This is a genomic window from Qipengyuania sp. CAU 1752 (assembly GCF_054482615.1).
This window is the reverse complement of the sequence record NZ_JBTLRE010000001.1, coordinates 2,465,360-2,481,967: the sequence shown is the minus strand read 5'-3', so window position 1 is coordinate 2,481,967 and position 16,608 is coordinate 2,465,360. Positions and strand designations below refer to the sequence as shown.

Below are 16,608 nucleotides of genomic sequence, written 5' to 3'. Positions count from 1 at the left end.
ACGATTTAGTCCAACACAGAAAACGGGCGGCGGGGCTTCGGCTCCGTCGCCCTTTTCTTTGCCCATGGCAGACTGGCTCCTGCCGCGGCAAAGGCATAGCGAGCCAGCCGCCCAAACCTGACGGGCGCAACATGATTCATTGGCTGGAGCGAACCGGTGGCTCGCCGGGGTTTTACCGGGCCAGCCGGTAGACGCGGAAGTCTGCGAAAGGCGAAGCCCCCTCTGCCTCGCACACGGCTTTCATTTCAGCCGTGGTGAACCCTGCGCCATCAAGGGCAGCCTTGAAGCCCTGATCGTCGGCCGTGGTCCGGCAGGCGGCTTCGAGTGAATTTATCCGGGCAATCTCGTTGGCGGCGCGTTCTGCGATCATCCGTAGCGTAGCGGCGACCTGTTCGCGCGGCTGTTGCGAGCGCATTTCCATGGTCCGCCGAACCGCTTCGGCAATCTCCCAGGCAGCCGATCCGGACCCGAAGCGCTGCGCCCCCTCCTGGACCGCCTGCAACACCGCGATCGGGGCAGTGGTTGCCCCGGCTTCCAATGCCTCGTGAGCAATCCGGAACAGGTCCTTGCGGTCGAAAATCCACCCTATTTGCATTCTGCGTGCGGCATTATGCGCAAGGATAGGACCGTCGATCCGGTGGGTCAGAATGGCGAGCGTTCCGCCATGTTTGAGCACCCGCGCAACCTCGGTCGCCACTCGGCTGACATCACCATATTCAAAGCCGAACTGGCTCACCACCGCGTCAAACTGCCCATTCTCGAAGGGTAGTTCCTCCATCGCCACACCCGCTCTTACCGCGGCACCTGCCGGGGGAGGGGGGAGCTTGGGCGCCAAGTCGACTCCCGTGAGGGCGAACTCGTCGCCCGCAGCGAGCAGCCAGGCCATGACCCGTCCATCGCCAGTCGCAAGGTCGAGCACGGCTGAGCCCCGTTCAAGCGTGCCGGCGAAATGGCTCCACGCTTGTCGCTGCGCGGTTTCGATGGCGCGATACCCGTCGGGCAGGCAGCCGCCGTCGCTGTGGCCTTGCTGTTGGGCCCAGAAATCGCCCCAGGCCCGTTCGTTGACTTCGTTCATGGGGCCGTGTCTTCCACCTGAACGACATCGAAGGCAACGGTCATCCGGCGCCCGGCACCAAATGGCGAGGTGCCGTGGTACATCGTGCTCGGGAACAGCGCGAGATGGCCTTCGACGGGCTCGATAGTCCGCAGCGGTCCCAGGTCGAGCCGCAAGTCGGGCGCGGGGCGGCCAACTTCGAGCGCGCCATCGCCCGGTGAACGCCCCTCGGGCAGGACCAGGTAGCAGGCCGAACTGACGATCCCCTGCGGGTGGATATGCGCGGTGTGATGGTCGCCGCCGCCCAGCAGCCGTACCGACCATGAACCGAGCGTCTGCCACGGCGCATCGCGATGTCGCAGCAGCGGGTGGCTGTCGTCATGCGCCGGAAGGCTTGCGCGGTAGTTCTCAAGTGTCGCAGCTATCGCTTCTGCAAGCGCGGCGTATTCGGGCTCTGTACGGTGAAAAAGGATGCCACGGGTCTGCGATCCCCCGCGCAGCGACTGGCCCAGGGGCATGGGCGAATTGTCGTGCAACGCGTCCAGCCGCTCGATCGCAGGCGGCAACACTGTGGCGGCATCGGCGAGCGGCAGCAATTGCACCAGCCCTTCCTGCTCGTGCAGCCACCCGGCGCGGGCATCGCCATCCAGACGCCACGCAATCCCGCGCAGTGCCCAACCCGAAATGTCCCATGGCCGCTGTTCGAGCAGTCGGTCGAGCAATGAGTGCGCTCGCTCGACCTCGCCCTGCCGAATCCGGTGTCGAGCCTCGTGCAGCCAGCGATCGGGTGTTTGCAAGGCGAGCTGTGCGAACTGCTTGTCGGCTCTGGCGTCGTCTCCGGCTGCGCCGGCATTGATCGCTTCGAGCAGCGCGAGTTGCGGGATGTTCGGGAAACGCTTGCGTGCGGCGGCGGCGACCTCGGCGGCCTCTCCTGCATGGTCGAGCCCGGCGAGGAGAGCGACATGATCGGCCGGGATGCTGGGGTCTTGCGGCAGGCGCTGGGCCGCCTGTCGATAATGATCGGTCCAGTCGCGGTCCCCGGCGGCGTGCCGCAACTGGGCGAGGAAACGGAGGCCTTCAAGCCAGTGCGGTGCCTGCTCCACCAATTGCTCGGCAATTTGCCGCGCTCCCTGCGCATCGCCCGCCACGTCGAGTGCCTGGGCCCTGGCCAGCCACAAATCGGCATCGCCCTGGTTGGCGGCCAGCGCTCGGTCGACCCGCGCCACTGCATCGGCCTCTCCACGCTCTATCGCGGCTCGTGCGCGGCCATGCAGTGCGCGCACATGGCCGGCGTCGAGCGCGAGGCAACGATCGTACCAGCGCGCCGCTTCGCCGGGTTCACCAGCCTGCCTTTCGGCCGCCGCCCGCGCCGAGCAATAGCGTGGCAGGGTCAATCCATCGCTCTCGAACGGAACGAGGGAAGCAATGGCCTCGCGCGGGCGATCAGCACCGCACAATGCAATGCAAAGGTTGATGGCAAAGTCGACCGAGGCCGGACGCGCCGCCAGTGCGGATTGGAAATGCTCTGCCGCGCGCGCCGGTTCGCCCCGCTTGAGCGCGAAATTGCCAGCGCTGTTGAGGAGATCGGCATCTCCGGGATGGGCGGCCAGCCCCTGTTCGACAATGGTCTTCGCCCGGGCGGGGTTTCCGGCGCGCTCGGCGTCCTTTGCCCGGAGATGAAAATCCTGCGGCGAAGCCATGCTCAGCGGTCGCGTAGCCAGCCGGTGATGGCATAGCGGCCGAGTGGCGCAAAAGGTGGTACGTAGCTGACCGAATGCGCTTGCGGCACCTTGAGCAGGTTGAGCGAGTTGAACCGCGGCAGAAAGCCCTGCTCGATATTGCCCTCGTCGTCGAGGAACTGGAGGTAGCCACCCCAGTCGGGATGCCAGTCATCGATGGTGAAGTTCATGACATAGGCCACCTTCCACCCTTCGGCGACGTGGCTGTCGATATGGCGGCCGAGAAACTGCTGCTTGGCGAACAATGTCGCCTGTCCGTCGGCCTTTTTCAGATCGGCAAAGCCGGTGATGTCGCACGCCAACTGGATGAAGTCAGGGGCGTTGATATATTCCAGGATCAGCTCGTGCGGGCTGCCGGGCGCCCAACCTTCCTGCAGAGCCTGCAGGATCGGGTACTGGGCATAGCGAAAGGCGTAATTGCCCTTGGCCGCCGATTCATCGGTCGCCGCCCCCACCGCCTGCGCCTTCTGCTGTCCTTCGCGCGTTGCCAGGTCCTTGGGCAGGAATTGCTGCGGGCCGGAGAACTGTGAACCCTCCGCTTGCATAGCGATACCCCAGGGCGTCGCCTTCTGCAGAATCGTGCGGATCTCCTCGGCAGTCTCACGGGTCAGGAAATCGCGCACCTGCACCCGCGTGTCGCGGGCAAAGCGCGCTGCCAGTTCCTCCCGGTCCAGATCCGGGTTAATCTCGAAAAGCTTCTTGGCCATGATTGTGCTTGCGCTTTATGCGGTCAGGGCGCGAATTGGCAAGCTGCCTGCCACCAACTGTCAGACCTGGCCGGTTGACGTAAACGTAAGCCGACCCTAGGCAGGTGGCAAATTGCAACGCATGAGAGGATAGATTGATGCCAGCAGCCTATATCGTCGAAGCCGTTCGTACTGCCGGTGGGCGGCGCGGTGGCCGCCTTGCTGGGATCCACCCGGTCGATTTGCTGGCCAGATCCCTCGATGCGGTGGTCGAGCGCAGCGGGATCGATCCCAAGGCGATCGACGATGTCGTGACCGGCTGCGTCAGCCAGGCCGGCGAGCAGGCGATGCAGATCGGCCGCATGGGCGTTCTCGCTTCCAAAACTCTGCCGCAATCAACCCCGGCCGTCACCATCGACCGCCAGTGCGGATCAAGCCAGCAGGCAATCCAGTTTGCCGCACAGGCGGTGATGAGCGGGACGCAGGACGCGGTCATCGCCAGCGGAGTAGAAAGCATGACCCGCGTGCCGATGGGCAGCAACGCCACCTTCCACATGAAGGGAGGCCTTGGGCACTACATGTCACCCGGACTGCAGGAGAAATTCCCCGGCATCCAGTTCAGCCAGTTCATGGGCGCCGAGATGATTGCCAAGAAGCACGGCTTTACCAAAGACCAGCTCGACAGTTTTGCGCTGGGCAGCCATGCCAAGGCCATCAAGGCGACCGAGAGCGGCGCATTCGAAGCCGAGGTCGTGCCGGTCGAGATCGAGACACCTGAAGGCACCGACATGCACACGGTGGATGAGGGCATCCGCTTTGACGCGACGCTGGAGGGCATTGCCGGGGTAAAGCTGATCAGTCCCGACGGCATCATCACCGCTGCATCGAGCAGCCAGATCTGCGACGGGTCGAGCGCGGTGCTGGTGGTCAGCGAAGACTACCTCAAGCAGCATGGGCTAAAGCCCTTGGCGCGCATCCACAATCTGACAGTCACCGCCGGCGATCCCGTCATCATGCTGGAAGAACCGCTGTTCGCGACCGACAAGGCGCTGGAGCGTGCGGGCATGAAGATCGCGGATATCGACCTGTATGAAGTCAACGAAGCCTTCGCCCCGGTACCGATGGCCTGGCTCAAGCATACCGGCGGCGATCCTGAACGGCTCAACGTTCATGGCGGCGCAATTGCGCTGGGCCATCCGCTCGGCGCGAGCGGGACCAAGCTTATGGCCACGCTGGTCCACGCGCTCCATCGCCACGGCAAGAAATACGGGCTGCAGACGATGTGTGAAGGCGGCGGTGTCGCCAATGTCACCATCATCGAAGCCGTCTAGACACCCATCAAACTCGAGAGGAAATCCGCTATGGAAGTTTCAGCCAATACCCCCGCAGTCGTCACCGGCGGCGCATCCGGCCTCGGCGAAGCCACCGCCCGCGCACTGGCAGCCAAGGGCGCCAAGGTCGCCATCTTCGACATGAACGAAGAGAAGGGTGAAGCCGTGGCCAAGGACATCGGCGGCGTCTTCTGCAAGGTCAATGTGACCAGCGACGAGGATGTCGACGCCGGTTTTGCCAAGGCTCGCGAGGCCCATGGGCAGGAGCGTATCCTGGTCAATTGCGCCGGCATCGGCAACGCCATCAAGACCGCCAGCCGCGACAAGCAAACCGGCGAAATCAAGCACTTCCCGATCTCGGCCTTCGATTTCGTGATCCAGGTCAATTTGATCGGCACGTTCCGTTGCATTGCCAAGTCGGCGGCAGGAATGATGAGCCTTGATCCGCTCAGCGACGAAGGCGACCGGGGCGCAATCGTCAACACCGCCAGCGTGGCTGCCGAGGATGGCCAGATCGGCCAGGCGGCCTATTCGGCATCGAAGGGCGGCATCGTTGGCATGACCTTGCCGATCGCGCGCGACCTGATGCGCGAAGGCATCCGCGTGAACACCATTTTGCCGGGTATCTTCAACACCCCGCTGATGAATGCCGCTCCGCCGCAGGTGAAGGAAGCGCTGGCCGCATCGGTCCCGTTCCCCAAGCGGCTCGGCGAGCCGCACGAATACGCCAAGCTGGCCGTGTGCATGATCGAAACCGGCTATTTCAACGGCGAGGACGTGCGTCTCGACGGTGCTATCCGGATGGCGCCGCGCTGAGCGTGGACTTTCCTACCGCAGCGGCGGGCGCTAGCTTGCCGCGATGATATTTGCAGCGTCTCGATCCCGCAATCTTCCACGCCGGGACCGGGGCGCTGTTTTCTTCTCCAGGACAGTGTTCCATGTGTTCCATCCTGTAGGATTCGGGAGCGAATAATGATGGCCGATTTTACCCAGATCCTGGTCGACAAGGCGGACGGCATCGCCACAGTCACGCTCAACCGGCCGGAGAAGATGAACGCTTTCACCAATGTGATGATGCAGGAAATCATCACTGCGATGGACGATCTCGATGCCGACGACGATATTCGCGCAGTGATCTTCACAGGCGCGGGCGATCGCGCCTTTTGCGCCGGGGCCGATTTGACGCCCGAGGGCGGGGGCAGGGTCTTCTCCGATCCGACCGAGGTAGATGATCTTTCCGACCAACGCGTGCGCGACGGGGGTGGGCGGCTGACGCTGCGATTGTTCGATGCAAAAAAGCCCCTGATTTCAGCTTGTAACGGCGTGGCAGTTGGCATTGGTGCGACCATGCAGCTGCCGATGGACATAAGGCTGGCAGCAGATACCGCACGCTATGGCTTCGTTTTTGCACGGCGCGGCATCGTGCCCGAAGCGGCCTCGAGCTGGTTTCTGCCCCGGCTTGTCGGCGTCAGCCAGGCGCTCGAATGGTGCTTTCGGGCCGGGTTTTCGATGCGCAGGAAGCGAAGGACGGCAGGTTGGTTCGTTCGGTCCATCCGCAGGCAGAATTGATGGACGCAGCGCACAGTATTGCACGCGAAATTGCCGACAATACCTCGGCCGTTTCGGTCGCGATGACCCGGGCAATGATGTGGCGGCTGTCTTCGGGCGATCACCCGATGGAGGCGCACCGGATCGACAGCCGGGCGATCTATCGCCTGTCGCGCGGGGCCGATGCCAAGGAAGGTATTGCCAGCTTCCTCGAAAAGCGTGATCCCGACTATCCGGGTAAGGTCAGTGAGGACATGCCCGATTTCTATCCCTGGTGGCAGGAGCCCGAATACAAGTGAGCCAGAACAATTGGCATATCGGCGTCCTCGGCGGATCGGGCCTTTACGAAGGCATAGCGCTCGAGGAACAGCAGGTTATCGAAGTGTCGTCCCCGTTTGGCGCGCCGTCGGGTCCGGTAACGACTGGGCATATCGGCAATGTCCGCCTGACCTTCATGGCGCGCCATGGGGCCGGGCACCGGATTTCGCCGGACAGCGTCAATTACCGGGCCAACGTGGACGTGATGAAGCGCTGCGGGGTGACCGACCTGCTGGCCATCAGCGCCATCGGCTCGTTGCGTGAGGCAATGGTGCCGGGCAGCTTCGTCGCCGTCGACCAGTTTATCGATCGCACGCATGGGCGCGCATCCAGCTTCTTCGGGGAAGGGTTGGTCGCACATGTCGCGTTGGCCGATCCGGTCTGCGCGCGGCTCTCCAGCATCGCGGCCGATGCGGCGGAGGCGGCTGGGACGACCGTCCATCGTGGTGGAACCTATGTGGCGATGGAAGGACCGCAATTCTCGACCCGTGCCGAAAGCCGGATGTACCGCGGATGGGGCGGGGACGTGATCGGCATGACGGGGATGCCCGAAGCGCGCCTCGCTCGCGAGGCCGAGCTGCCTTACGCCATGCTCGCCATGGTCACCGATTACGACAGCTGGCGCGACGAGGAAGCCGGCGTCGAAACCGCCGATATCCTGGCCGTGTTGCAGGCCAATGCCGACCGGGCGCGCCAAACTTTGCAGAAAATGATAGCTGCCTTGCCCGCCGCGCGCGAGCCGAGCCCCCACGATACGGCGCTTGAATACGCCATCATTACCGCGCCCGAACAACGCGATCCGGCGCTCGTCGCCCGGCTCGATGCTGTGGCCGGACGGGTCCTGGGCTGACCAGGCATGACGGTGGCTTGCCAATCGAATGGTTTCGTTGGAAACTAAGGCCATGGCGAGCGATATCAAGACCGTGCCCTTGCTGGCGGATTTCCTGCCCTACCAGCTCTCGATCGCGTCGAACGCGGTCAGCGCGCGGATTGCCGAGCTGTACCAGGCCCGTTTCGAACTCAAGATCAGCGAATGGCGGATCATGGCCGTACTGGGAGAAGCGCCGGCACGCACCCAGCGCGAACTGGCCGAGCTAACCGTGATGGACAAGGTGGCCGTGAACCGCGCCTGCAAGGTGCTGGAGAAGCGCTCGCTGATCGAGCGGCGGCCCAATGCTGCCGACGGACGCAGTCATCATGTCGCGCTAACCGATGCCGGGCGCGCCATCTATGGACAGATCATGCCACTCGCGCGCGATGTCGAACGGCAATTGCTCGAACCTTTCACCGATGCAGAGCAGGCGCAGTTGCGCAACCTGCTGTCCCGGATGCGGGCGGCTGCCAATGGGATAGAACTGGCGGCAAAATAGAAACGGCGACGAACCGAGGTTCGCCGCCGTTTCCTTTTCCCGGGGTGGGGAAGCTTGTTACATTCCGAATGCGTCGCTGATCGAGCAGGCCGCCGGCCCGAGGATCACGATAAAGAGCACCGGCAGGATGAACAGGATCAGCGGCACGGTCATGATGGCTGGCAGACGCGCAGCCTTTTCCTCGGCACGCATCATCCGCTCGTTACGGAATTCGGCCGACAGCACACGCAGCGCCGAAGCCAGCGGCGTACCGTAGCGTTCGGTCTGGACCATGGTCGTGACCACGCCCTTCACCGCTTCCAGGTCGACGCGGTAGGCAAGGTTGTTAAAGGCTTGCTTGCGTTCGTTGAGGAAGGACAGCTCGATGGCCGTGAGCGCGAATTCATCGCCCAGTTCGGGGTAGGCACGACCCAATTCCTTGGCAACGCGGTTGAAGGCGGCATCGACGGTGAGGCCGGCTTCGGCGCAGATGACCAACAGGTCGAGTGCGTCAGGCAGGCCTTTGCGAATGGCATCGGTCCGCTTGTTGGAGATGTTCTTGAGGTAGAGTTCGGGTCCCTTGTAGCCGAGGCCCATCGCCGCCACGAGGGCGCCATAGCGCTTGAAGCTGCCCCAATCGGGGAAGAAGTCCATGCCATAGACGACCAATGCCGTCAGCCCGCCCAGCACCAGCGGCAAGATCAGCCGCGCGCCGATGACGAACACCGCCAGTTCCTTGTTACGGATGCCGGCATGGGCCAGCTTGCGCTGGATGATCTCGATCTGGCTCTTCTGCAGAACCTTCATGTTCTGCAGCGTGTCCTTGACCTTTTCGGTGCCCTCGGTCTTGCGAACGAGGCTCTGGCGCTTCTTTCCGCTCGCCTTGACGATGCCGGCTTTCAGCTCGTCTCGACGTTCGTTGAGCGCGCGTACACGCTTGGCCATCGGATCTTTCACGGTGACGGCGGCATAAATCGCCATCATCACGGCCAGGGCTGCGACCCCGGCCAGCACCGTGCCGGCCAGGATAACATCGACGCCAAGCAGCGTGGGTCCGGGAGAGTTCAAAAGCATGTCTCTGATCTCCCCTTAGATCTCGAAGCTGACCATTTTGGCCATGATGAATCCACCGATGCTCATCCAGACCAGGCCACCTAGGCCGGTCACAATCAGCCGTTCGTCGGTAAAAAAGCCGCCGATATAGCTGGGATTGATCCACCAAATCATGGTGAAGACGATGAAGGGCAGGGCGCCCACGATATAAGCCGAAGCTTTCGATTCCGAGCTCATGGCGCGGATCTTGAGCTTCATCTGGCTGCGTTTGCGGAGAACTTCCGAAAGATTCGAAAGCGTCTCGGCCAGGTTGCCGCCAGTTTCACGCTGGATAGCGAGCGTGATGCAGAAGAAGTTGAATTCCGGAATTCCCAGCTTGTCGCCGGTTTCCTGCAAGGCTTCCTCCATCGACTTGCCGATCTTTGTCCGCTCGACGATGGACTTGAATTCTGCACCAACTGGGCCGGGCACTTCCTGCGCCACGATCCCCAGGGTCTCGGTCACCGGCAGACCCGAGCGCAGACCGCGCACGAGCAGCTCGATGGCATCGGGAAACTTGGCGTTGAAGTCCCCGGTCCGCTTCTTGATAAAGTAACCTACAACGAAGTGGGGCAAACCGGCCCCGAACACCGTGCCGACCACGAGAGCCAGCAATGCAGCCCCGCTGCGCAGGTAGATCAGGACCGCGACGCCCAAGGCGATGCCGAGGCTGGCGTAGAAATACTGGCTGACGGTCCAGCCCTTGCCGGACCGGTCAAGCCGGATTTCCAGCGCCTCGATGCGGGAATTGGAACCGGCGACCTTGTGGGCCTTGGGTTTGCGGGCCGCGATCGCCTTCTTAAGTTGCGATTCGACCTTGGTGTCGGTGCTTTCGGAGTGACGATAGCGCACGGCATTGAGACGCCGCTGGCTTTCCTTGGCCGCCGAAGGACCTGCCAGCGCGGCATAGCCGACAACCATCAGGGCCATCAGGCCGCCTCCGAATAGCAGGAGCTGCAGAATGCTCATGCGCTAATTGCCTTTCTGGTCTTTCCTGACCCTCGCGGTGGGGACGGGCCAGGCCCGTCGCCGCGACATTCAAACTATTCTGCCGGAGCCTTTTCGGCGGGCTCTTTCTTCTTGAGCAGCGACTTGAAGTCGAAGCCGCCAAGCAGCGAGCCCTTCTTCTTGTCCGCTTCGTCATCGGCATCTTCGTCGCTGGTGCCGATGATACGTTCGGCAAGCTGGCGGAGAACCTGGCTCGACTTGGCGCCGGGATTCGCGTCGGAAAATACCTGGCCCAACTTTGCAGCATTGGTGGCCGACTTTGGATCGTAAGGGATCTGGAAGTCGATGCTACGCTCGATCGAGGCTTCGAAATCGGCCTTGTTGATCTCCACTGTGCCCGATTGCACCTTGTTGGCGACAATGATCGGACGGGCGTGGGCGGCATTGGTTTTGAGCCACGACAGCAGTCGGATCGTGTCGCGCGCCGATGCCAGCGTCATTTCCGTCGCCAGCACGACAACATTCACGTCGGCGAGCAAGTGCGGGAAATTGATCAGCATGTTGCGCGGCAGGTCGATCATGGTCATTTCGAACGCTTGGCGGAATTCCTCCTCCAGCTGCACGAATGCAGAGCCATCGGTCATCAGCGGCGCGTTGATCGGGGCCTCGGCCGAAAGGATGGCCAGGTTATCGTTGGCGCGGATCATGGCGCGTTCGATGAACAGGCCGTCGATCCGGCTCGGATTGTCGATTGCATCGGTCAGCCCTCGGCCCGGTTCCAGATCCAGCGCCAGGGCACCGGTCCCGAAGTGGACGTCGAGGTCAAGCAGCGCAGTCGGCAGCTTGTGATCGTCGCTGAACAGCCATGCCAGCGAAGTCGCTATCATGGAGGCACCCACACCGCCGCGCGTTCCGACAACAGCGGTCGAGATGTGCCGCTTGGCGGTTTCCTGATCGGCGCCCTTGGGGGCGGCGAACACGGTTTGCGCCTGGTTCAGCGCGTCGCGCAACTGGCCTGCCGAAAGCGGTTTCAGGAGATAGTCGTGAATGCCACTCGCGAGCAGGTCGCGATAAAGGCGAACATCGTTGACCTGGCCGATCGCGACCACGACCGTGCCTGGTTCGCAAACCTCGGCCAGGGCGTTGATATCGTTGAGCGGATCACCGCTCTCCGACAGGTCGACCATCAAGATATTGGGGCTCGCCGCTACCGATAGCGACTGGACGGCGTTGCGCAGTCCACCCTTGTTGCACTTCTCCGGTTGCCAGCCCATCTCGATAATGACCGGGCGCAGGATATCCAGCGCGGTATCATCACAGATATAGGCGGCGAAAGGATCACGATTGCCGGGCATCCCGGCGCTCCATGGCGCGTTCATTACTGGCCTCCCTGATTGCCGCCGCCACCCTGGGCACTCGGCAATGCGCCGGTTGCACCCTCGGGGGCTTTTTCACGATAAGCATCTACAGCACGGCTACCGCGCTGGACGTAGGTCTCTCCCGAGCCCTTGTCGCCGCTGACGAGGTCTTCCGGATCGGCGACCATCGCGGCCATGTTGCCGTTGACGGCGCAGCCGTAACCGGGGTGCGTACCATTGGTATAATTCATGTCCGATTGGACCGACCAGTCCGGGCAACCCGGAACGCTGGCGGTCGAGCGGGTGATGACCACGCGGGCATTGCCCGGCTGGACATAACCCGAAGTGACCGGAGCACCGTCGCTGAGGATGATACCGTGGCGACCGGCGAGCGCCGCAACGGCGTCCTTGGTCGATTGGCTCATCATCGGGTCCTCGAGCGAGACGCGGTCACCGTAGCGCAGGTCCATGGCTTCGAACCAGCCGGACAGCCGTTGCTGTTCGGGGATCGAAAGGCCGCCAGGTCCGGCAGCAACGTCGAGCGTGTAATTGGTCCGCTCGACGACCGGCTGCTTGGTCGAATAAACCGTCCGGTTCTGCGGCATTCCGCCACAGGCAGCCAGCGAGAGGCCGAGCGACAGGGCTAGTGCCCCTGCATATTTGGCTTTGATAGTGGGCATGGTTCTCACTTCCCTCACTTCAGGCTGAAACCGGGGGCGGCAGCGGCGGTGCGCTCGCTGGCCTTCGATTTCTTCTTCTTTTGTGCGCTGCGGTCGCGCTTGGGCTCGGGTGCAGGCAGGACGGCGGCCGGATCAATGCGCGATACGGCAGGCGACGGAGCGTCGCGGTCCTGTGCTGTCGGCTTGGGTCGATCACCGCCGGTGATCCCGTCATTTGCCTTGAATCCCAGCGTGCGCTGAAGTTCGTTGGGCGCCTGATATCCATCGGTCGGCAGCTTGATCTCGTTCGCATCGACCGGCTTGACCAGGTACGGCGTGACCACAATTACCAGCTCGGTCTCGCCGCGATTGAACGAGGTCGAACGGAACAGGTTGCCTAGGATCGGCACGTCGCCGAGGCCCGGGGTCTTTTCGATTGAGTTCTGTGAGCTGTTCTGCATCAGGCCAGCGATCATGAAGCTTTGGCCAGAGCCGAGCTCGACCGTGGTTTCGGCCCGCCGGGTCGTCAGCGCCGGGATCTGGAAGCCGTTGAGGGTGATGGCACCCTGGCTCGACAGCTCGGACACTTCCGGGCGGACCCGGATCGAAATCCGACCATTGGCAAGAACTGTCGGCGAATAGCTCAGGCTGACGCCAAAGTTGCGATACTCGATCGATGTCGTGCCCAGGCCCTGGCTGATCGGGATCGGGAATTCACCACCGGCCAGGAAGGTCGCGGTTTCGCCCGAGAGCGCGGTCAGGTTGGGGTTCGACAGCGTTGTGATCAGACCAAGCCGTTCACCCACGTCGAAAGCGCTGGCAATGTCGAGGCCGAACAGGCGGCCCGCGAAGTTGAGCGCAGTCTGGCCCGGGTTGTTGCCCGCGACCGGGAATTCAGCCCCGCCGGTGACGAAACGTCCAGTCTGCGGATTGAACGGCAGGCTGATAGAACCAGCTGGCAAGCCGAACTGGCTCGAAGCATCGAGGGTAGGGAAGTTCGAGGTGTCGAGATCGGTGATGTTCCCGAAACTACGACCGCGGTTGACGCCAAACAGGAAACCGTTGGTATTGTCACGAGTGGTCAGGTTAGACCCGATTTCGCGAACCAGCGAGCGGCTAACTTCGGCAATTCGCACCTGCAGGTTGACCTGCAGCGGCGTTGCCATCTTCAACCGGCTAATGACGTTGGCTTCTTCGCCCAGAAAGGCTCTCACCAGGCGTTCTGCCTCTGCTGCGTCCTCGGGTGCTGCAACCGTACCCGTGAGGAGAACGGTGTTAGTGCCCATGGTGGCAGTGGCGATGCGGGCTTCCGGCATGGCCAGGGTCATCATCTGGTCGAGGCTGTCGATATTCGAACCGACCCGCACGTTGGCGGCCCAGATCACGTCTCCGCTGGCATTGCTGGCGTAGATCGTCGTTTCGCCGCCGGACTTGCCGAAGACATAGAGCTGGCGCTGCGACTTGACCTGCACATCGGCTACAGCATCATTGGCAACGAAGACATCGGTCATCGCACCAGGAATGCTGATCAGTTCGCCGCGACCTATCGACAGGACCACGTCCTGCGACGGCTTCACGACCGACTGGGCGTTGGCCACAGTGCTTGGCGATGCCACGATCGGCAGCGCAGCAATGCTGAGCATGAGCGCTTTGGCAATCAGGCGACGTTTCATGGAGTTGCCCCTCGGTTGAGTAGGTGCCGTGTAGGTTCGGCTGCGGGTAGGGTTAGCATTGTGGATCATGATCTGGCTCACCGGACCGTGCCGCTGGCCATCGGGATGACCTTGGCTGCGTCGTTGATGCTTTCGCGTTTGCCGCTCAACACGCGGCCCGTGGCACCCACTTCGACATCCTGCGAATTCTTGCCGCGGGTCACGCGGACAGTCGGCAACGCACGGACGACGACCTGCCCTTTGATACCGCCATCATTCCTGGAAGATTCGATGAAGGCAGCAGCTGCGGCCTGGGTCCGATCTTCCTTGCTGCGGGGCAGGGATGAATTTTGGAAGCGCGAGACGTCTCCACCGGTGACGTAGGACGTCGGTCCGTCATTCGGCGCGTTCATGGCCGCCTGCAGGATACGTTCTTCTTCTTCCTTCGAAACACCATCAGGGATCTTGACGTCACCCGATGCGATTGCGCGTTCGAGCTCGGCCTGGTTGTCGGCGATCGAGCGCAGCGCGAGGCTGATCGTGCCTATCGTCTGGGCCACGGCAACCTTTTCCGCAATCTTGGGCGTCACTTCGAGAGTGACGGTGCGGAAGGCGCGAACCACGGTCTTGCCGTCCTCGGTCGAGGTGTGCTCAGTTTGCTGATCGGTAGCGAGCACCCGCAGGTTGCGGAGAATGGTTTCGGTGGCTTTGAGTCCGGCGTCGTTGTCACCGCCCTTGACGGCCTGCGTCAACATCAGGTCAACACGGTCGCCCGGGAAGACGAAGCCGGCAACGCCGGTGTTGGCGGAGACAGGGACGGTAATAGCACGCATGCCCGGGCCGAGCGCCGCAGCCAGGAAGCCACGATCGCCGGGCCGCACGAGCGAGCCTTGGGTGACGGGCTCACCTGCCGTGATCGGGTGGCGGACCACCGTACCCAGCAGTTGAGCGATATCGGATTCACCTTCGATGAAGTAGGCGTCCTGCACCAGCTCTTCCGGCCACCGCTGGAAACCCAGCGCGTCAGCGGTAATGATGGTGCCGACCGGCATACCACGCTGAGCGACCAGTACCTTGGGCCCTCGCGGTTCCTGTACGGCCGCCTCTGCCTGCGGTGTGGAGGCCCCAGCGAACATGCTACGCGCTGCCAGTGCGGTTCCTACCGCGATAATCAGCGCTGCGAGCAGCAGAACCAGCTTCTTCCTGTCCATGGCTATCAAGCCCCCTTCATTCGATCCCGCTGAAATCGCGGGCAGGTATAGTTGCCGTCTCTACGGCCCTAATGGTTAAAATCGGGTTCACCCCGCCAGCAGCTGCTGGCCGGACACGTCGTTGGCGAAAAAGAGATACTCGGTGGAAATGATCCACAAGGCGGCAGCAGAGATCGCCACGCCATAGGGAATTGCCAGGCGTTCCTTCTGGCGGCGCATGAAGTGCCACATCCCGAACAGGAGCGTCAGAACACCGCCTACCAATGCCATGATGATGAGCAGCCGCAGGAACAGCAGCGGTGCGATCCACAGCGCCAGCGCAGTCAGGAGCTTGACGTCACCGCCGCCCATCCAGCCGAGTGCGAACAATCCGGCGCACAGGGCGAAGGTCGCGATTGCGATCCCGAGTTGCCAGGCGATATCGGGCCAAAGTTCCAGCCCGCTGGTCCACCAGAACAGAGGGGCTCCCAGTGCGATGCCGGCATTGAGCCAGTTGTCGATCTGGCGCCTTTTGAGGTCGGTAAACGCCGCGACAAGCAGGGCGATTGCCAAGCCTGCGAGCAGTGCGTAGTGAAGATATTCGGCTAGCATGTTTACCCCCGTGGGCCCCCGTTACATGCTGGTGCTACAGGTCATCGCTTACCAAAAAGTAACCAAGGCCGGAGGTTCGCCATTAGCCATCGCGAGACAGCCAGCAGCGAAACGCCGGACCAGCCGTTCGATCGGCGTGCGATTCCCGCGTCTGCAAAAGAAAGCAATTTCGTTCTGCCCGACGGGCACGGGATCCGCCGGATCGACTGGCCGGGGAGCAGCGACGCGGCGAAGCGCGGGTCGATCCTGTTTCTGCCCGGGCGCGGCGACCATTACGAAAAGTATCTCGAAACCCTCGACCAATGGCACCGCGCCGGCTGGCGCGTCACCGCCGTCGATTGGCGCGGGCAGGGCGCCTCGGGCCGGCTTGGTGCTGACGAGGTCACCGGGCACGTTGCCGATTTTACTATCTGGGTCGATGATCTGGCAGCCTTGTGGAAGGCGTGGAAAGCTAGCACGCCCGGCCCGCATATCCTGGCCGGCCATTCGATGGGCGGACACCTGGTCCTTCGCGCGGTGGCAGACCGGCGCGTTGATCCCGATGCCATTGTCCTTTCGGCTCCCATGCTCGGTTTCGTCGCCCAGTTCCTGCCGATCGGCTTGACCCATGCCGTGGCTCGCCTGATGGCCCGCATTGGCGATCCGCGCCGTCCGGCCTGGAAGTGGAGCGAGAAGCCAGGTGAAACCCCGGCTGGAAGGCTTGGCCTGCTGACACATGACGAGGACCGCTATGCCGACGAATTGTGGTGGCGGGAAAACCGGCCCGAACTGGTCATGGGGCCGGGCAGTTGGGGTTGGGTTGAACGCGCCTATGCCTCCATGCGGACATTGTTCGCGCCGAGCCGGCTCGAAACCATAGAGACTCCGGTCCTGCTGCTCGGCACATCAAACGACAAGCTGGTGGGTTATGCGCGGATTGTTGAAGCCGCGGAGCGTTTACCGAACGGCGAACTGATGGCCTTTGGCAAAGAAGCCCATCACGAAATTCTGCGCGAAGTCGACGAAGTGCGCGACAGGGCAATGGCCGGCATCGCGGATTTCCTGGACCGGGTCGCCCCGGGGCAGGACTGAC

15 protein-coding genes and 1 pseudogene are annotated in these 16,608 nt (G+C 62.7%); 6 read left to right on the top strand and 10 right to left on the bottom strand.

Annotated features, from left to right (window positions below; translation table 11 throughout):
• Positions 1 to 172: 172 nt before the first annotated feature.
• Genes ACXYL9_RS12190 through ACXYL9_RS12180 form a run of 3 tightly spaced genes read right to left on the bottom strand, consistent with a single transcriptional unit; the run spans position 173 to position 3,500 of the window.
• Positions 173 to 1,075 (bottom strand): class I SAM-dependent methyltransferase, encoded by a 903-nt coding sequence (locus ACXYL9_RS12190; protein ID WP_459039759.1) that lies wholly within the window; start codon positions 1,073 to 1,075, stop codon positions 173 to 175.
• On the bottom strand, positions 1,072 to 2,754 hold the full coding sequence (locus tag ACXYL9_RS12185) for a 2OG-Fe(II) oxygenase family protein (RefSeq protein WP_459039758.1): 1,683 nt from the start codon (positions 2,752 to 2,754) through the stop codon (positions 1,072 to 1,074). Before ACXYL9_RS12185 ends, ACXYL9_RS12190 begins: the two co-directional genes overlap by 4 nt.
• A 2-nt stretch (positions 2,755 to 2,756) precedes the next feature.
• On the bottom strand, positions 2,757 to 3,500 hold the full coding sequence (locus ACXYL9_RS12180; protein WP_459039757.1) for a 2OG-Fe(II) oxygenase: 744 nt from the start codon (positions 3,498 to 3,500) through the stop codon (positions 2,757 to 2,759).
• A gap of 137 nt (positions 3,501 to 3,637) precedes the next feature.
• On the opposite strand from ACXYL9_RS12180, the gene ACXYL9_RS12175 reads away from it, so the two are divergent.
• The 5 genes and pseudogenes from ACXYL9_RS12175 to ACXYL9_RS12155 all read left to right on the top strand — a co-directional run bounded on the left by ACXYL9_RS12175 (position 3,638) and on the right by ACXYL9_RS12155 (position 8,046).
• Positions 3,638 to 4,810: an acetyl-CoA C-acetyltransferase gene (locus ACXYL9_RS12175; RefSeq protein WP_459039756.1), complete on the top strand. Its 1,173-nt coding sequence runs from the start codon at positions 3,638 to 3,640 to the stop codon at positions 4,808 to 4,810.
• Between the two features lie 30 nt (positions 4,811 to 4,840).
• On the top strand, positions 4,841 to 5,626 hold the full coding sequence (locus tag ACXYL9_RS12170) for an SDR family NAD(P)-dependent oxidoreductase (RefSeq protein WP_459039755.1): 786 nt from the start codon (positions 4,841 to 4,843) through the stop codon (positions 5,624 to 5,626).
• Positions 5,627 to 5,785: 159 nt separating this feature from the next.
• Positions 5,786 to 6,657, top strand: a pseudogene (locus ACXYL9_RS12165) (crotonase/enoyl-CoA hydratase family protein).
• Complete coding sequence (mtnP, locus tag ACXYL9_RS12160; protein WP_459039754.1) at positions 6,654 to 7,526, top strand: S-methyl-5'-thioadenosine phosphorylase; 873 nt, start codon at positions 6,654 to 6,656, stop codon at positions 7,524 to 7,526. The pseudogene ACXYL9_RS12165 and the gene mtnP overlap by 4 nt, the downstream one beginning before the upstream one ends.
• A gap of 52 nt (positions 7,527 to 7,578) precedes the next feature.
• Positions 7,579 to 8,046 carry a MarR family winged helix-turn-helix transcriptional regulator gene (locus ACXYL9_RS12155; RefSeq protein WP_459039753.1) on the top strand — a complete coding sequence of 156 codons (468 nt, stop codon included), beginning with the start codon at positions 7,579 to 7,581 and terminating at the stop codon, positions 8,044 to 8,046.
• Positions 8,047 to 8,103: 57 nt separating this feature from the next.
• Here ACXYL9_RS12155 and ACXYL9_RS12150 read toward each other — a convergent pair whose 3' ends face one another.
• From ACXYL9_RS12150 to ACXYL9_RS12120, 7 genes are all read right to left on the bottom strand, one after another.
• A complete protein-coding gene (locus ACXYL9_RS12150) occupies positions 8,104 to 9,099 on the bottom strand; it encodes a type II secretion system F family protein (RefSeq protein WP_459039752.1) in 996 nt (331 codons plus the stop codon).
• 15 nt (positions 9,100 to 9,114) lie between these two features.
• Positions 9,115 to 10,086 (bottom strand): type II secretion system F family protein, encoded by a 972-nt coding sequence (locus ACXYL9_RS12145; RefSeq protein WP_459039751.1) that lies wholly within the window; start codon positions 10,084 to 10,086, stop codon positions 9,115 to 9,117.
• Positions 10,087 to 10,160: 74 nt separating this feature from the next.
• On the bottom strand, positions 10,161 to 11,444 hold the full coding sequence (locus ACXYL9_RS12140; protein ID WP_459039750.1) for an AAA family ATPase: 1,284 nt from the start codon (positions 11,442 to 11,444) through the stop codon (positions 10,161 to 10,163).
• Positions 11,444 to 12,103 carry a CpaD family pilus assembly protein gene (locus ACXYL9_RS12135; protein WP_459039749.1) on the bottom strand — a complete coding sequence of 220 codons (660 nt, stop codon included), beginning with the start codon at positions 12,101 to 12,103 and terminating at the stop codon, positions 11,444 to 11,446. Before ACXYL9_RS12135 ends, ACXYL9_RS12140 begins: the two co-directional genes overlap by 1 nt.
• A gap of 14 nt (positions 12,104 to 12,117) precedes the next feature.
• Positions 12,118 to 13,755 carry a type II and III secretion system protein family protein gene (locus ACXYL9_RS12130; RefSeq protein WP_459039748.1) on the bottom strand — a complete coding sequence of 546 codons (1,638 nt, stop codon included), beginning with the start codon at positions 13,753 to 13,755 and terminating at the stop codon, positions 12,118 to 12,120.
• A 77-nt stretch (positions 13,756 to 13,832) separates the two neighbouring features.
• On the bottom strand, positions 13,833 to 14,945 hold the full coding sequence (gene cpaB / locus ACXYL9_RS12125) for a Flp pilus assembly protein CpaB (RefSeq protein ID WP_459039747.1): 1,113 nt from the start codon (positions 14,943 to 14,945) through the stop codon (positions 13,833 to 13,835).
• An 87-nt stretch (positions 14,946 to 15,032) separates the two neighbouring features.
• Complete coding sequence (locus ACXYL9_RS12120; RefSeq protein ID WP_459039746.1) at positions 15,033 to 15,536, bottom strand: A24 family peptidase; 504 nt, start codon at positions 15,534 to 15,536, stop codon at positions 15,033 to 15,035.
• Positions 15,537 to 15,617: 81 nt separating this feature from the next.
• On the opposite strand from ACXYL9_RS12120, the gene ACXYL9_RS12115 reads away from it, so the two are divergent.
• A complete protein-coding gene (locus tag ACXYL9_RS12115) occupies positions 15,618 to 16,607 on the top strand; it encodes an alpha/beta fold hydrolase (protein ID WP_459039901.1) in 990 nt (329 codons plus the stop codon).
• The last annotated feature ends 1 nt before the right edge of the window (position 16,608 follow it).

What these genes read in the sequence shown, in the direction of transcription:
- ACXYL9_RS12190 (WP_459039759.1), bottom strand. Translation starts at nt 1,075, where the DNA reads ATGAACGAAGTCAACGAACGGGCCTGGGGCGATTTCTGGGCCCAACAG.
- ACXYL9_RS12185 (WP_459039758.1), bottom strand. Translation starts at nt 2,754, where the DNA reads ATGGCTTCGCCGCAGGATTTTCATCTCCGGGCAAAGGACGCCGAGCGC.
- ACXYL9_RS12180 (WP_459039757.1), bottom strand. Translation starts at nt 3,500, where the DNA reads ATGGCCAAGAAGCTTTTCGAGATTAACCCGGATCTGGACCGGGAGGAA.
- ACXYL9_RS12175 (WP_459039756.1), top strand. Translation starts at nt 3,638, where the DNA reads ATGCCAGCAGCCTATATCGTCGAAGCCGTTCGTACTGCCGGTGGGCGG.
- ACXYL9_RS12170 (WP_459039755.1), top strand. Translation starts at nt 4,841, where the DNA reads ATGGAAGTTTCAGCCAATACCCCCGCAGTCGTCACCGGCGGCGCATCC.
- ACXYL9_RS12155 (WP_459039753.1), top strand. Translation starts at nt 7,579, where the DNA reads ATGGCGAGCGATATCAAGACCGTGCCCTTGCTGGCGGATTTCCTGCCC.
- ACXYL9_RS12150 (WP_459039752.1), bottom strand. Translation starts at nt 9,099, where the DNA reads ATGCTTTTGAACTCTCCCGGACCCACGCTGCTTGGCGTCGATGTTATC.
- ACXYL9_RS12145 (WP_459039751.1), bottom strand. Translation starts at nt 10,086, where the DNA reads ATGAGCATTCTGCAGCTCCTGCTATTCGGAGGCGGCCTGATGGCCCTG.
- ACXYL9_RS12140 (WP_459039750.1), bottom strand. Translation starts at nt 11,444, where the DNA reads ATGAACGCGCCATGGAGCGCCGGGATGCCCGGCAATCGTGATCCTTTC.
- ACXYL9_RS12135 (WP_459039749.1), bottom strand. Translation starts at nt 12,103, where the DNA reads ATGCCCACTATCAAAGCCAAATATGCAGGGGCACTAGCCCTGTCGCTC.
- ACXYL9_RS12130 (WP_459039748.1), bottom strand. Translation starts at nt 13,755, where the DNA reads ATGAAACGTCGCCTGATTGCCAAAGCGCTCATGCTCAGCATTGCTGCG.
- cpaB (WP_459039747.1), bottom strand. Translation starts at nt 14,945, where the DNA reads ATGGACAGGAAGAAGCTGGTTCTGCTGCTCGCAGCGCTGATTATCGCG.
- ACXYL9_RS12120 (WP_459039746.1), bottom strand. Translation starts at nt 15,536, where the DNA reads ATGCTAGCCGAATATCTTCACTACGCACTGCTCGCAGGCTTGGCAATC.